The organism is Microterricola gilva (genome assembly GCF_004217495.1).
Taxonomy (GTDB): Bacteria; Actinomycetota; Actinomycetes; order Actinomycetales; family Microbacteriaceae; genus Microterricola; species Microterricola gilva.
This window is the reverse complement of the sequence record NZ_SHLC01000001.1, coordinates 734,752-748,556: the sequence shown is the minus strand read 5'-3', so window position 1 is coordinate 748,556 and position 13,805 is coordinate 734,752. Positions and strand designations below refer to the sequence as shown.

13 protein-coding genes are annotated in these 13,805 nt (G+C 70.3%); 5 read left to right on the top strand and 8 right to left on the bottom strand.

From position 1 onward, the window contains the following. The first annotated feature begins 2 nt into the window (after positions 1-2). Positions 3-1,364 (top strand): DUF58 domain-containing protein, encoded by a 1,362-nt coding sequence (locus tag EV379_RS03320; protein ID WP_130504890.1) that lies wholly within the window; start codon positions 3-5, stop codon positions 1,362-1,364. Between the two features lie 147 nt (positions 1,365-1,511). After that, complete coding sequence (aqpZ, locus tag EV379_RS03315; RefSeq protein ID WP_130504889.1) at positions 1,512-2,285, top strand: aquaporin Z; 774 nt, start codon at positions 1,512-1,514, stop codon at positions 2,283-2,285. A 73-nt stretch (positions 2,286-2,358) separates the two neighbouring features. Here aqpZ and EV379_RS03310 read toward each other — a convergent pair whose 3' ends face one another. Then, positions 2,359-3,354 (bottom strand): stage II sporulation protein M, encoded by a 996-nt coding sequence (locus EV379_RS03310; RefSeq protein ID WP_130504888.1) that lies wholly within the window; start codon positions 3,352-3,354, stop codon positions 2,359-2,361. A gap of 17 nt (positions 3,355-3,371) precedes the next feature. Here EV379_RS03310 and EV379_RS03305 point away from each other — a divergent pair, with 17 nt between their 5' ends. Then, on the top strand, positions 3,372-4,217 hold the full coding sequence (locus EV379_RS03305; protein WP_130504887.1) for an RDD family protein: 846 nt from the start codon (positions 3,372-3,374) through the stop codon (positions 4,215-4,217). Between the two features lie 42 nt (positions 4,218-4,259). Here EV379_RS03305 and ahcY read toward each other — a convergent pair whose 3' ends face one another. Both ahcY and EV379_RS03295 read right to left on the bottom strand, forming a co-directional pair. Then, positions 4,260-5,738 carry an adenosylhomocysteinase gene (ahcY, locus tag EV379_RS03300; protein ID WP_130504886.1) on the bottom strand — a complete coding sequence of 493 codons (1,479 nt, stop codon included), beginning with the start codon at positions 5,736-5,738 and terminating at the stop codon, positions 4,260-4,262. 50 nt (positions 5,739-5,788) lie between these two features. Further along, positions 5,789-6,016: a DUF3499 family protein gene (locus tag EV379_RS03295; protein WP_130504885.1), complete on the bottom strand. Its 228-nt coding sequence runs from the start codon at positions 6,014-6,016 to the stop codon at positions 5,789-5,791. Between the two features lie 71 nt (positions 6,017-6,087). On the opposite strand from EV379_RS03295, the gene EV379_RS03290 reads away from it, so the two are divergent. Then, on the top strand, positions 6,088-6,546 hold the full coding sequence (locus EV379_RS03290; protein WP_130504884.1) for a metallopeptidase family protein: 459 nt from the start codon (positions 6,088-6,090) through the stop codon (positions 6,544-6,546). 22 nt (positions 6,547-6,568) lie between these two features. On the opposite strand, the gene EV379_RS03285 is transcribed toward EV379_RS03290, so the two are convergent. The 5 genes from EV379_RS03285 to EV379_RS17120 form a co-directional block, all read right to left on the bottom strand. Beyond that, complete coding sequence (locus EV379_RS03285) at positions 6,569-8,014, bottom strand: DUF5719 family protein (protein ID WP_130504883.1); 1,446 nt, start codon at positions 8,012-8,014, stop codon at positions 6,569-6,571. Next, positions 8,004-11,045, bottom strand: coding sequence for a glycosyltransferase family 2 protein (locus EV379_RS03280; RefSeq protein ID WP_130504882.1), 3,042 nt, complete (start codon positions 11,043-11,045; stop codon positions 8,004-8,006). The genes EV379_RS03285 and EV379_RS03280 overlap by 11 nt, the downstream gene beginning before the upstream one ends. 61 nt (positions 11,046-11,106) lie before the next feature. Continuing rightward, positions 11,107-11,427 carry a WhiB family transcriptional regulator gene (locus tag EV379_RS03275; RefSeq protein ID WP_130504881.1) on the bottom strand — a complete coding sequence of 107 codons (321 nt, stop codon included), beginning with the start codon at positions 11,425-11,427 and terminating at the stop codon, positions 11,107-11,109. Positions 11,428-11,575: 148 nt separating this feature from the next. Beyond that, complete coding sequence (galE, locus tag EV379_RS03270; protein ID WP_130504880.1) at positions 11,576-12,538, bottom strand: UDP-glucose 4-epimerase GalE; 963 nt, start codon at positions 12,536-12,538, stop codon at positions 11,576-11,578. Further along, positions 12,523-12,687, bottom strand: coding sequence for a hypothetical protein (locus tag EV379_RS17120; RefSeq protein WP_158592880.1), 165 nt, complete (start codon positions 12,685-12,687; stop codon positions 12,523-12,525). The genes galE and EV379_RS17120 overlap by 16 nt, the downstream gene beginning before the upstream one ends. Positions 12,688-12,723: 36 nt before the next feature. Here EV379_RS17120 and EV379_RS03265 point away from each other — a divergent pair, with 36 nt between their 5' ends. Next, a complete protein-coding gene (locus EV379_RS03265; protein WP_423203233.1) occupies positions 12,724-13,800 on the top strand; it encodes a GlxA family transcriptional regulator in 1,077 nt (358 codons plus the stop codon). Positions 13,801-13,805: the final 5 nt, after the last annotated feature.

Sequence of the window (13,805 nt, the reverse complement as noted above, 5' to 3'; positions counted from 1 at the left end):
CGATGGCCATCACGCCGAGATTCGTGCTGCTCCTCGCCATCGGCGCGGTGCCGATCGTGCTGCTCGGCGGGGAGTCGCTCGGCACCGCGGCGGCGGTGCTCGGCGTGTGGCTGCTGTTCGCCCTCGCGCTGCTCGGCGTGGACCTGCTGCTCGCCGCCTCGCCGCGGCAGCTGGCCGCCGAGCGCGTGATCCCCGCGCGGGTGCGCCTCGGAGAGAGCGTCGACGCCCGCTTGTTCCTGACCAACACCGGAACGCGCGCGCTCCGCGGGATCGTGCGCGATGCCTGGCAGCCATCGGCCGGGCCGGAACGCAACAGGCTCGGTGTCGCGCTCCCACCGGGTGAACGCCGTGCGTTCAGCACCGTGCTCACCCCGTTCCGTCGGGGCGAGCGCCGGGTGGAGCAGATCACCGTGCGGTCCGTCGGCCCGCTCGGTCTCGCCGCCAGGCAGGCCACCCTTCTCGCGCCTGGCCGCGTGCGTGTGCTCCCCCCGTTCAACGCCCGCAAGCACCTGCCGTCGCGCCTGGCCCGGCTGCGCGAGCTCGACGGCCGCACCACGGTGATGGTGCGTGGCCAGGGCACGGAGTTCGACAGCCTGCGCGAGTACGTGCGTGGCGACGACGTGCGCTCGATCGACTGGCGCGCGACCGCACGCCGCAGCGGACCAATGCTGGGTGCGGGCGCGCAGTCCGGCACGACGACGATGGCGCCGAACCTCATGGTCCGCACCTGGCGCCCAGAGCGTGACCGCCGCGTCGTGATCGTGCTCGACAGCGGGCGCACCTCCGCCGCGCGGGTCGCCGACGAGCCCCGCCTCGACACCGCGTTCGAGGGCGCGCTCCTGCTCGCCGCGCTCGCCTCACACGCCGGCGACCGGGTCGACTTCCTGGCCTACGACCGACTTGTGCGCGGCCGGGTGCAGGGTGCGACCGGCGCGGAACTGCTCAGCCGCATGGTCGATTCGATGGCGCTGATCGAGCCGGAACTCATCGAGATGGACTGGAACGCTGTGCCGTCGCTCGTGCGCGGCGTCACCAGCAGGCACGCGCTGGTGGTGCTGCTCACCGCGATCGAGGCGCCTGGGGCGGCATCCGGGCTGCTGGCGGTGCTGCCGCAGCTGAGCAAGCGGCACACGGTCATCGTCGCCTCCGTCACCGACCCCGCCGTGCTCGCCGCGACGGCCGAGCGCGGCAGCCGGAGCGAGATCTACCGGGCGGCAGCGGCCGAACGCGCGTTGCTGGACGTGGCCAGGGTCTCGGCCGCCATCCGTCAGTCGGGGGCCGAGGTCGTCACCGCCGCCCCGGCCGATCTGCCGCCGGCCCTCGCCGACCGCTACATCGCCCTCAAGGCCGCTGGCCGACTCTGAGCCATTCGCGCGTCATGCGGCGCAATCTCGCGACTCTCTGTGTCGATTGCACCCCATTCCTGTGTGGAGGACGATAACCTCCTGAACGTCAGACGGTCGCAGCGCTGCGCCCGTGTCAGCACACACGGAACAAGGGGATTCATCATCGTGACTGGAACAACTTCCGCGCCGAGCACCGGTGCACGTCTCGCGGCCGAGGCCGTCGGTACCTTCGTACTCGTCTTCGGCGTCATCGGCACCGCGCTCTTCGCCGCCGGATTCAACGCGGGCGAGGGCGGCCTCAACGTCGGCTTCCAGGGCGTCGCACTCGCCCTCGGGCTCACCGTCGTCGTCGGCGCCTACGCCTTCGGCCCGGTCTCCGGCGGTCATTTCAACCCGGCCGTCACGATCGGTCTCGCCGTCGCCGGCCGTTTCGCGTGGAAGGACGTGCTCGGCTACGTACTCGCGCAGTTCGTCGGCGGCATCGTCGCCACGACGTTGCTGCTCGCGATCCTCAGCAGCAGCAAGAACTTCGAGGTGCTCTGGTTCCAGAGCGCGTCAACGGGCTGGGGAGTGCTTTCTCCCGGCGGCTACAGCTTCGTCTCCGTGCTGCTCATCGAGATCATCACGACGGCGATCTTCGTCTACGTGATCCTCGGCGTGACGAGCTCCCGCGCGGCGGCCGGCTTCGCCCCGTTGGCGATCGGCCTCACCCTCACCCTGCTCGCCCTGATCGCGATCCCGGTCTCCAACGCGTCCTTCAACCCGGCCCGCTCACTGGCCACCGCGATCTACGGCGGCCCGGAGGCGCTCAGCCAGGTCTGGCTCACGCTCGTCGCCCCGGTCATCGGCGCCATCATCGCCGGCGCGACGTTCTCGCTGCTCTTCGACCGCACCGTCGCACTCAGCGGCGACGCTCAGCCGGTGAAGGTCAGCGCCTGACCTCCAGCGCCTGACCTCCACGCACGCGAACGGCGGGTACCCGACTCGGGTACCCGCCGTTTCGGCGTTGGGATCAGGCGGCGGCGATCGTCCGGGCCCCGGCGGCGAACTCGTCGAGGTCACCCGTCTCACCCGCGCGCGCCGCACGACCGCCGAGCACGAGCATGTAGACGAGGAACGCGGCAAGCGCGAGCGCCCCGATGCCGATCTTCACCGGCCACGGCCAGGGCGCCGGCGTGACGAAGCCCTCGATGATGCCAGACACGAACAGGGCGATGGCCAGTCCGATCACGACGGTGAACATGGCGCGACCCTCCGCCGCCAACGCCTGCCCGCGCGTGCGCGCACCCGGGGCGATCCAGGACCAGAAGATGCGGGTGCCGGCCGCCGCGGCGACGAACACGCTGGTGAGCTCGAGCAGGCCGTGCGGGGCGATGTAGAGCAGCATCGTGTCGCCCTCGCCGTGTGCGAACATCACGGCGGCCGTCACGCCGAGGTTCTGCGCGTTGCTGAAGATCACCGCGGGAACGTAGACGCCGAGGATGCCGAAGGCGATGCACTGCGCGGCGATCCAGGCGTTGTTCGCCCACACCTGTCCGGCGAAGGACGCGGCCGGGTTCGCGGAGTAGTAGTCGACGAAGTCCTCGTCGGCGAGCTGGGCCAGCTGCTCCTTCGAGCCGAAGTTCGCGAGCACCTGCGGGTCGCCGAGCGCCCAGAGCGCGTAGAGCGTCGCGATGACGATCGTGGCCAGAGCGTAGACGAGGGTCAGCCAGCGCAGCCGGTACAGGGCGGCCGGAAGCTGCACGACGAAGAAGCGGGGCAGCTGGGCGAGCAGATTGTCGCCGGTTCCGGTGAATCGCAGCCGCGCCCGCGACAGGCTCACCGAGAGCCGGTCGCCCTGGAGCGTGGATCCGGCCGTGGTCTTCAGCTGCGAGAGCTGCGTCGCCCCCGACTGGTAGAGATCGACGAGCTCGTCGGCCTCCGCTCCGCTCAATCTGCGCTGCGCCGCCAGGGCGTCCAGACGCTCCCACCGTTCACGGTGGGCGGCGGAGTAGGCGTCGAGATCCATCTGATTGAATACTAACCATGGTCGAGCCGAGTGCGCTGAGCGAACAGCATCCAGACGCCGACACCGTTTTCACCGGCGAGGCGGTCGCCCTCGACGTGCGCCCGGCCAGCGTGATGATCCGCGCGGCAGGCGCGATGATCGACGCGGTCGTCTACCTCGGCGGTTTCGCGCTGCTGGCCTGGATCGTCGCGGCGGCGGCCGGCGACGGCATGGACCAGTCCATGGCCACCGCGCTGTCGATCATCGGGCTCGTGACGGCGCTCGTCATCGCCCCGACGATCGTGGAGACGGCCAGCGGCGGGCGCTCGCTCGGCAAGCTGGCCATCGGCGCCCGCATCGTGCGTGACGACGGCGGAGCCATCGCGATGCGCCACGCCTTCGTGCGCGCGCTGCTCGGCGTGCTCGAGATCTACATGACGCTCGGCGGGCTGGCGGCAATGGTGGCGCTGCTGAACGCGCAGGGCAAACGCCTCGGCGACATCCTCGCCGGCACGCACTCGCAGATGGAGCGCGTCCCCCGCTACACGGCGCCGGTCTACGGCGTTCCACAGCCGCTGCTCGCCTGGGCAGAGCTCGCCGACGTCGCCACCCTGCCCGACCGCCTGCAGCGGCGCATCGCGCAGTTCCTGCAGCAGGCGCCCCGGCTCTCGGATGCCGCACGCACCCGCCTCGCCGGCGAACTGGCGCGCGAGGCATCCGTCTACGTCTCGCCCCTGCCGCAGATCGAGCCGGAGCTCTTCCTCGCCGGGGTCGTCGCCATGCGCAGGGAGCGCGATGCCGCCGCGCTGGAACTCAGCAGGCAGCGCCTGGCCAGGCTCGACCCGGTGCTGACGAGCCTGCCGCACGGCTACCCAGAGCGCTGAGCACGCGGCGATCGGCTGCACGCCGTCGGGGTGCTCCTGGCTTCAGTAGCGGTAGTGGTCGACCTTGTACGGCCCCTCGACGGCGACGCCGATGTAGGCGGCCTGCTCAGGGGTGAGCGTCGTCAGCTGCACGCCGAGTGCGTCCAGGTGCAGGCGGGCGACCTTCTCGTCGAGGTGCTTGGGCAGCACGTAGACGCCGACCGGGTACTTCTCCGGGTAGCACCACAGCTCGATCTGGGCGAGGACCTGGTTGGTGAAGGAGTTGCTCATCACGAAGGAGGGGTGCCCGGTGGCGTTGCCGAGGTTCATCAGACGGCCCTCGCTGAGCACGAGAACGCTGCGGCCGTTCGGCAGGCGCCACTCGTGCACCTGCGGCTTGATCTGCACCGACACGGCGCCGGGCAGCTTCTCGAGCGAGACCATGTCGATCTCGTTGTCGAAGTGGCCGACGTTGGAGACGATGGCGAGGTGCTTCATGGCGAGGATGTTCTCGACGGTGATCACGTTGAAGTTGCCCGTGCAGGTGACGAAGATGTCGACGTCGCCGACGACGTCATCGAGCTTGGCCACCTGGTAGCCGTCCATGGCCGCTTGCAGCGCGCAGATCGGGTCGACCTCGCTCACGATCACGCGGGCGCCCTGGCCGCGCAGCGCCTCGGCCGCGCCCTTGCCGACGTCGCCGTAGCCGACGACGAACGCGACCTTGCCGCCCATCAGCACGTCGGTGGCGCGGTTCAGGCCGTCCGGCAGCGAGTGGCGGATGCCGTACTTGTTGTCGAACTTGCTCTTCGTGACCGAGTCGTTCACGTTGATGGCGGGGAACAGCAGGCCACCGGCCGCCGCGAGCTCGTAGAGGCGGTGCACTCCGGTCGTCGTCTCCTCCGTCACACCCTTGATCTCCGCTGCGATGCGCGTCCAGCGGTCGGTGGAGAGGTCGAGCGAGCGGCGGAGCGTGTCGAGCACGACACGGTACTCGCTGCTGTCGGCATCCGTCGTGGCAGGGACGGCGCCTGCACGCTCGAACTCGCGGCCCTTGTGCACGAGCAGGGTGGCGTCGCCGCCGTCGTCGAGGATCATGTTCGGGCCCGACCAGCTCTCACCGGCGGCTGCGGCCTCTGCGCTCCAGTCGAAGATGCGCTCCGTGCACCACCAGTACTCCTCGAGCGTCTCGCCCTTCCACGCGAAGACGGGGACGCCGGCCGGCTCGGCCTCTGTGCCGGCCGGCCCGACGGCGATGGCCGCGGCGGCCTCGTCCTGGGTGGAGAAGATGTTGCAGCTGGCCCAACGCACCTGGGCGCCGAGGGCGGTGAGGGTCTCGATCAGCACGGCGGTCTGCACGGTCATGTGCAGGCTGCCCGCGATGCGCGCGCCGGCGAGCGGCTTGGACTCCCCGAACTCGGCGCGCAGCGCCATCAGGCCCGGCATCTCATTCTCGGCCAGCCGCAGCTGGTGGCGACCGGCCTCGGCGAGACCGAGATCGGCGACCTTGAACGACAGGGCAGAAGAGGGCGCGAGAGTCATGTCGCTATTGTCGCAGTTTCCGGCTGTCCGCGCCGCCCTGTGCCGTCGCGTTACTCGCTCTGGCGCTGCCCGGCATCGGAGACGAGGCTCATGTGGCGCACGACCTGCCAGCCGACGGGGGCGGAGAGTCGTTCGGCGTGCCTGGCGCAGAGGTCGTAGCCGTGCGGCTCGGCCGTGGCGCTCAGCGGGCCGAGCACCGCCATCGAGTCGGCATAGTCATAGGTGAGAGTCGCGACGGCCTGACCTTGGCACGCGATCTTGGAGCAGGGCCTGTTCATGTCGACTCCAGCGTATCGCCAGTGCCCGACACCGCGTGCTGCAGACCTGCCCGCGGCCTAGGATTGGTGCTATGCCTCGTTCGCGCCGTACCTCGTCTGGCCGTGCCTCGGTTGGCGGCTCCGCTCGGCGCGGCATCCGCGACCGTCACGGGCGTGGCCTGCGTTCCTCGGTTGCCGGCCCGTACCTGCCGATGTTGAACGGTCGCATCGACATGTTCGAGCAGACGATCCTCTCGACCGCTGAGTACCTGCGCGGAGTGTGGCCGGCCGAGCTGTCGACGGTGCGCTTCGAGGTCGCCGCGGCGCCGGAGCAGGCGCTGCACGGTGACCACATCGACCGCTGGAGCGTCGATCCGCAGCAGGGACGCATCGTGTTCTACCGTGTGCCGATCCAGCGGATGAGCAAGCTGCACCACAACGACGACATCCACCGCCGCATGATGGTGGAGAGCTGCGTGTTCCGTGCCGTCGGCGACCTGCTCGGCAAGGACCCGTGGGACCTGGCGCCAGACCGCTTCCGCCACTTCTAGGCGACGGGATTCGTCAGGGTCGTCAGTGCGTGTAGACGGCGATCGCGCGGGCGAGCGGCCCCGGCGGGTTGAGTGCGAAGGACGAGAGCGCCGCTCCGCCCTGGTAGCTCACGCTCGCCACGACGCCGCCCGTCTCGCTGCCGCCGAGGGTGTACGTGGACCCGGCTGTGAGGGGAACGCTCACCGCCCCCGCAGCGGGCAGGTTCACCGTCAGCGGTGTGCCTGAGCCGTCCTCCAGGGTGACGCGCTGGGCATTGCCGTGCGGATTCGCCAGACGCAGCGTCGGCGCTGGGCCGTCCGCGACGACGATGGCGCTGTCGTCGAGGAGTGCCTGGGACGCGACGAACCAGGCGAAGTCCTCGCTCGTCGCTGACTTCTCCGTGCTGCGCGCGGCGGCCACGATCGGCTGATCCGCGTTCATGCGTACCGTGTAGCTGCCGGCGGCGAGCTCGCTGAGCGGGACCTCAGATGCGACGCCCGGCTCCAGCGTGACGGTGATCGATGTGCCGTTGCCGCCGTCGTCGGACGTCGCGCTGACGGTGAGCTCAGCGGCATCCGCCCCGGTGTTGAGCACACGCACGGCCGCATCGTCATCGTGGAAGTGGCTGTCGTTGCTCTGGGTCTCGTCGACGAGGTGCGCTGGCACGATGAACCCGGCGATCAGCTGCTCGAGGGCCGGCGGCGCGGTGGTGCCTGCGAGCTCGATGCCCCCGGGGTTCAGCCCGTCGATGACGCTCTGCTGCAGTGACGCGACGACCTGGCCACCTCGTGTTGTCACGTGGACGACGGGCGAGTTGAGGTTCGGTGCGAGACCGGCCAGCGGGATCACGCGCTGCGAGTGGGGCTGCACGAGGATTCCGGTCGACCCCGGCGCATCGACCAGGCCGCCCTCGCCGTAGAGTGCCAGATCGACCGACGCCGCGACGTCGCTCGGGTTGCTGAGCAGCAGCAGGCTGGTCTGGCCGATCGCGGTGGATCCGGCGACCAACCAGCCGTCGGATGATGCCTCGGCACAGCCGGCTACTGCGAGGCCGCTGAGCGTCTCCGTCCCGGCCGTCTGCGACTGGGCACCGGCGATGAGCGGAGCGGAATCGGCGGCAGGAACGCTCAGCAGCAGCGGCGTTCCCGCAACATCGCCGGCGACGTTGTCCGGCACGGCGAGTGGGCTCACCATCGGCTCGGATGCAAGGGCTCCTGGACGCCCGGCCGCATAAAGTGTGTTCGCGCTGCCGATCGAGGAGGCGGAGGAGGCCGCACTCGCGTCGGCGGCGAGGGCGAGCAGCGGGCCGGGGCAGACGCGCTGCTGTTCGCTGGCGGCCGGCGTGACGAGCTCGCCGCTCGGCTGCACGATGTGGCTCGGCCACGGGAGCAGGGTCGCGGCGCCGACGGTGGCGACCGCCGCGGCGATGCCGAGCAGTCCGGTCATGGCACGGGCGCCGGCCAGCGCCCATCGGCGGCTAGCGCTCATCGCTCTGCCCGCTTTCTTCCGTGTCGTTCTGGATCGGTTCGACCGCGTCGCCGTCCGGCTGCGCGTCCGGCTCCGCCTGCGTCACGTCATCTGACCTGGTGGGCTCGAGCGGTGCGGCCGGCTCGGCGGAGTCGGCCTTCGCCCTCCTCCGCTTCGCGGGCTTCCGCGCGGATTCCGGTTGCGGCAGAACGGTCGCGGGAACGGCCGCCCGCCCGCCCGGCACGTCTCGACCGGCTCCGGTCGGGATCGAGAGCAGCACGACGAAGCCGAACACGGCCAATTGTGTCCACATCACGGCCTGGCCGAACCAGCCGCTGGCGTCAGCCGGGATCGCGGCGGCGTCGGCCGCGGCGACGTCGCTCTGGTAGCTCCACAACGTGCCGAAATCGGTCTCGCCGACCGGAACCAGGAGCGCGTTGCCGTCGAGCGAGCTCGCCGTGCGCCGCGCGGTGTCTGCGGCATCCGCGCTGACGTTGGCGCCGGGTGCGGCACTGGCCGGGGCCAGCAACACAAAGCGGATCGCCAGCGCGTCGAGGCTCGGCTGGGCGTCGAAGCCGCTGCGCGAGCTGAGGTTGCCCGCCAGCTCGGCCAGCATGGCGTCGTCCTCGCTCAGCTCGGTCTGGGTCGCGAAGAGCGTCGACTGGTCATCGAGTGTCGTGCCGGAGCCGCGCTGCAGCTCGGCGAGCACGCCGCCATCCGACTGCGGGACGAGCACGAGCGTTCCCGCACGAGGATCGGTCTGTGCTTCGGCGGTCACGAAGGCGGGGAGCATGCGCGCGTCGCCGGCGTGGACGGCTGCGGGGTTCGGTGCGGCCGCGCCGAGGGCGATGGAGCCGGCAAGCGGGACGACGGCCATGGTCAACGCCAGACCGGAGATGATCGCCGGTGCCGTCGCGGCGCGGCCGAGCGCGTTCAATCCGATGACGGCGGCACCGATGAGACCCGCCCAGTAGAGGCTGAGACCGGCACCCGGCCAGACGGGGATGCTCTGATCGCCGAGCGTCGCGACGGCGATCTGGGCCGCCGCGATGGATGTCGCGAAGCCGAGCAGCGCGGCGACGAGCCCGAACAGCGCCGAGCGCGAGCCGGGCAGGAAGAGCGCGAGCAGGGCGAGCACGGCGAGCGGCGCGAGCAGGATCGGCACGATGATGTCCGCGGTCACGCCGGGCAGCGCGAGCGACTCGACGAGCGCGCCCCAGCCACCGAAGTCGCCGTTGGGAAATCCGAACAGCAGCTGCCAGCTCGAGGCCTGCTCCGCGGGCAGCGGGACGCCGGGGTCTGCGACGAGCGCCAGCCAGTTGCCGCGCAGCTGCTGGTCGAGCAGCAGGGGTGCCGCGAGCACGAGCGCCGGAATCGGGATGCCGATGAAGCGCATGACCGAGCGGCCGCTGAACAGCACGGCGAGGAGCCAGAGCACGAGCAGCGCGGGGGTGAGCGACGGCACGCACGCGGTGATCGCCGCGAAGAGCAGAGCGGATGCCGCAGACGCCGACCAGGAGCGTGCGGCCGCGGCCGCGGCGAAGAACAGCCACGGCAACAGGATGTGCGCGATCATCGGTGCCGGTCGGCCGTCGGCGATCGCGCTGAGGAAGGTCGGTGCGAGCATCCACAGCACGGCGGCCAGCGCCCGCAGTGCCCCGCGGTTGGTGAGCCGGGCGGCGGCCAACCACGCGCCGAGCGCGGCCAACGGCAGTGCGGCGAAGTACAGTGCGAGCAGCAGGGCGGATGGCGACCAGAAGGTGATCGAGCCGAGCACGGCGAGCACGGCGGCGAATGGGTCGGCCGCCCCGACGAAACCGGTTCCGATGTCGCGCCAGCCGTAGCCGATGTTCTGCCAGAGCACTGCTGGGGCGTTCACGGGCAGCAGGCCGCCCCCGGTCAGCGCCGTCGCGCCGAGCAGCGGCGCGAGAATCGCGACGCCGGCGACGGCCGCGACGATCAGCGTCCAGGCTCCCCCGCTGCTGAAGAACGCGAGTTCGTGGCGTGATCCGCGCACCAGGGAGCGCCGCTGTTCGCGCACGAGCGCCCGGCGGCGGCGCACCTCGGCGCTCGGCATCCGCAGCGACGCGATCGATCCCCAGCCCAGGGTGCGCGTGGTCTTCAGCCGGCGCCGGGAGTTCGAGACGCGGATGCCGGAGAACGCCGCGCCGAATGCGGCACCGAACTCGGCGCCGATCGAACCCGGTTCCTTCTGCATCAGGCGCAGGAACGCCCGCACGAAGGCCAGCGGAACGAGCGAGAGCCAGTGCAGCACGAGCGCGGCGGCCGGCGCGTAGACGAGCCTGCGGTGCAGTTGGGCCTGCCGGCGCAGCCTGACCCGCTTGCGACGCTCGCTGCCCTTCTGCGAGCTGCCGGCTCCGGCGATGCCGTCGCCGGCCACGGCCACACGGGCGGCGGGGACGAGCGCGACGCGGTGGCCGGCCAGGCGGGCGCGCACACAGAAGTCGAGCGCGTCATCGACGACGGGCAGGGCGGGGTCGAAACCCGCCAGCGTCTCCCAGAGTCGGTGGCGCACGAGCATGCCGGCGGAGCCGACGGCCAACACATCGCTGAGGCCGTCGTGCTGGGCCTGATCGAGCTCCGCCCCGACGACCGGGACGGTTGCGCCGAAGCGGGTGATCGTCTCGCCGAATTCGCGGATGTAGTCCGCGCGGTCCCAGTCCATCTGCTTGGGTCCGGCGACGGCGACAGACGGCGCGATCTCCAGCGCGTTGACGAGGGCGGCGAGTGCCCCCGGTTCCGGCGCCGTGTCCTGGGCGAGCAGCCAGAGGAACTCGTCGTCGGCTTCCGGCGGCGCGGTGACGCGAACGGCGGTGGCGATGGCATCGCCGAAGCTCAGCTCTTCGCCGGCCGAGATGAGCTGGGTCGGGCCGTAGCCGGCGAGCAGCTGTGCTGTGGCGTCCGTCGACCCGCAATCGACCATGATCACGGAGTCCGGCCGACGCGTCTGCGCCGAGAGGGCCGCCAGAGTTCGAGCGAGATGCTGGGCGCCGTTGCGCGCGATGAGGATGGCGGTTACTCGGGGAGACATATCGGAACCAGCCTAGGTTGCGTGCGCGCCAACGGGCACGAGGCTACAGGCGCGCCGCGAACTAACTTGCGCGCTTGCGAAGCTTGCGACGTTCCCGTTCGGACAGGCCACCCCAGATGCCGAAACGCTCATCGTTGGAGAGCGCGTAATCGAGGCATTCCGAGCGCACCTCGCACGATCCGCAGATCTTCTTGGCGTCCCTGGTCGAGCCGCCCTTCTCCGGGAAGAACGCCTCTGGGTCGGTCTGCGCACAGAGCGAATCCGTCTGCCAGGCCAAGGGGTTGTCCCCGTCGATGTGCTGCCTGACGCCGGGAACACCCAGCCTGACAGGATCGACGAACCAATCCTCGGGTACCCCCGGACGATACTCAGATTCAGCCATATCGTCTCCCACCCTTCTTGTCCACGCACCGGCCCGGCGCGTCCGAACTAATTACACCGTTGTCATTAGGGTGGCGTCAAGTCGCAGATCGTAAACCCTCAACTCAATATCGAGAGTTCACGACGCGCCGGAGTGCACGCATCGGAACTTACGCGGCGGCGCGTCGCGCGTCCCACGCACTCTGCACCATCGCCGAGAGGCTGTGCCGCATCTCCCAGTTCAGGTCGCGCCGCGCCAGCTCGCCCGAGGCGACGATGCGGTCGGGGTCACCGCTGCGGCGGGGCGCGATCTCCGGGGTGAACGGGATGCCGGTGACCGCGGACATGGTGCTCATGATCTCGCCGACCGAGACGCCGTCGCCGCTGCCCAGGTTGTACACGGGCTCGATCGCATCGCCGGCCTGGAGGCGCTCGGCCGCCGCGACGTGCGAACGGGCGAGGTCGGCCACGTGGATGTAGTCGCGCACGCACGTGCCGTCCGGCGTGTTGTAGTCGTCACCGTTGATGCGCGGGGTGCGCCCGTCGAGCAGCGCCTCGAAGACGAGCGGGAAGAGGTTGTGCGGGCTGGTGTCGTAGAGGCCGTCGTGGCCGGAGCCGACGACGTTGAAGTAGCGCAGCGAGGTGTGCGCGAGGCCGGTGGCGATGCCCTCGTCGCGCAGCAGCCACTCGCCGATGAGCTTGCTCTCGCCGTATGGCGATTCCGGGGACTTCGGCGTCGCCTCCGTCACCAGGTCGGTGTCAGGGGTGCCGTACACGGCGGCGCTGGAGGAGAAGACGATGCGGCCGACGCCGGCGTTCTGCATCGCCTGGAGCAGGACCGTTGTCGCGGTGACGTTCTGTTCGTAGGTGTGCAGCGGTCGCTGCACCGAGACACCGGCGTACTTGAAGCCGGCGACGTGGACGACGCCGTCGATGGCGTTCTCGGCGAAGAGACTGGCCAGCAGCTCGGCGTCCAGGATGCTGCCGCGGTAGAACGGCACCTCGGCCGGAACGAAGTCGGCGTGGCCGCTGGAGAGGTCATCGACGATGACGACGTCGATGCCGTCGGCCAGGAATGCCCGCACCACGTGCGAGCCGATGTATCCCGCGCCACCCGTTACCAACCACGCCATTGCTGCCCCATCTCCAGTGAGTTCCGCGGCGCCTGCCGCAGGCCAGCCTCCACTGTATTGCAGCGGCCGTAGCCGTCGCGCCGCATGACGATGACCGTTCGGACGATGGCCCAGATCACGAGGGCCAGGAGAGGAATGAGAATCAACATGGCAGAAAGTCTTGCTCTTGCGTTTTTCTGCCGCGAGTGGCAGCATTGACAGCATTCGTCGAGTTCCTGCCATCTCCGCTTCCCGGGCGCTCGACCCGTTCGACGGAGGGTGACATGCTCAAGAAGGTCGTCTGCATCGCGTTGCCTGGAATGGCGCCATTCGAGTTCGGCGTCGTCTGCGAGGTCTTCGGCATCGACCGCTCCGCCCAGGGCGGCCCGACCTTCGACTTCACGATCGTCGCGGCGGAGCCGGGGCCGATCCGCATGAAGCTCGGCTTCGACATCGTGATCTACAACGATCTGTCCGCCGCCGCCGACGCCGATCTGGTCGTCGTGCCCGCCTACATGGACGCCTCGATCAGTTCGGAGGGCGCCCCGGCCGTGCACCAGGACATCCTCCGGGTCGTGCGGGAGGCCGAGGCGCGCGGCGCCTGGGTGCTCAGCGTCTGCAGCGGCGCATTCGTGCTCGGCGAGGCCGGGCTGTTGGACGGCAGGCGCAGCACGACGCACTGGCTCTATACCGACAAGCTGGCCAAACGTTTCCCTGGCACCACCGTGGACGCCGATGTGCTCTACGTCGAGGACCGCCACGTCGTCACGGGTGCAGGCACCGCCGCCGGAATCGACGCCGCGCTGCACATCGTGCGCAGGGAGCTCGGGGCATCCGCGGCCAACATCATCGCCAGGCGCATGGTCGTGCCCCCGCAGCGCGACGGAGGGCAGTCCCAGTTCATCCAGCTGCCGGCCGCGACGGCGCCGGACGATTCGCTGGCCGTGGTGACCGACTGGATGCTGCAGCACCTCGACCAGGAGCTCACCGTCGACCAGCTCGCCCGCACGGCGCTGATGTCGCCGCGCACCTTCGCCAGGCGCTTCCGGGCAGAACTCGGGACGACGCCGACGGCCTGGCTCAACCGTCAGCGCCTGCTGCGCGCGCAGCAGCTCCTCGAGGAGAGCGAGCTCGGGCTGGAGATCATCGCGGGCGACACCGGCTTCGGCACCGCAGCGGTCATGCGGCACCACTTCGTCAAGGTGCTGCAGACGACGCCGACGGCGTATCGACGCACCTTCGGCTCCCGCGGGAGCGCCCGCGAACTGCTCGAGACGCGCTAGCCGAG

What these genes read in the sequence shown, in the direction of transcription:
- EV379_RS03290 (WP_130504884.1), top strand. Translation starts at nt 6,088, where the DNA reads ATGCCTCGTTCGCGCCGTACCTCGTCTGGCCGTGCCTCGGTTGGCGGC.
- EV379_RS03320 (WP_130504890.1), top strand. Translation starts at nt 3, where the DNA reads ATGGCCATCACGCCGAGATTCGTGCTGCTCCTCGCCATCGGCGCGGTG.
- EV379_RS03285 (WP_130504883.1), bottom strand. Translation starts at nt 8,014, where the DNA reads ATGAGCGCTAGCCGCCGATGGGCGCTGGCCGGCGCCCGTGCCATGACC.
- EV379_RS17120 (WP_158592880.1), bottom strand. Translation starts at nt 12,687, where the DNA reads ATGTTGATTCTCATTCCTCTCCTGGCCCTCGTGATCTGGGCCATCGTC.
- EV379_RS03305 (WP_130504887.1), top strand. Translation starts at nt 3,372, where the DNA reads ATGGTCGAGCCGAGTGCGCTGAGCGAACAGCATCCAGACGCCGACACC.
- EV379_RS03275 (WP_130504881.1), bottom strand. Translation starts at nt 11,427, where the DNA reads ATGGCTGAATCTGAGTATCGTCCGGGGGTACCCGAGGATTGGTTCGTC.
- galE (WP_130504880.1), bottom strand. Translation starts at nt 12,538, where the DNA reads ATGGCGTGGTTGGTAACGGGTGGCGCGGGATACATCGGCTCGCACGTG.
- EV379_RS03310 (WP_130504888.1), bottom strand. Translation starts at nt 3,354, where the DNA reads ATGGATCTCGACGCCTACTCCGCCGCCCACCGTGAACGGTGGGAGCGT.
- EV379_RS03280 (WP_130504882.1), bottom strand. Translation starts at nt 11,045, where the DNA reads ATGTCTCCCCGAGTAACCGCCATCCTCATCGCGCGCAACGGCGCCCAG.
- ahcY (WP_130504886.1), bottom strand. Translation starts at nt 5,738, where the DNA reads ATGACTCTCGCGCCCTCTTCTGCCCTGTCGTTCAAGGTCGCCGATCTC.
- EV379_RS03295 (WP_130504885.1), bottom strand. Translation starts at nt 6,016, where the DNA reads ATGAACAGGCCCTGCTCCAAGATCGCGTGCCAAGGTCAGGCCGTCGCG.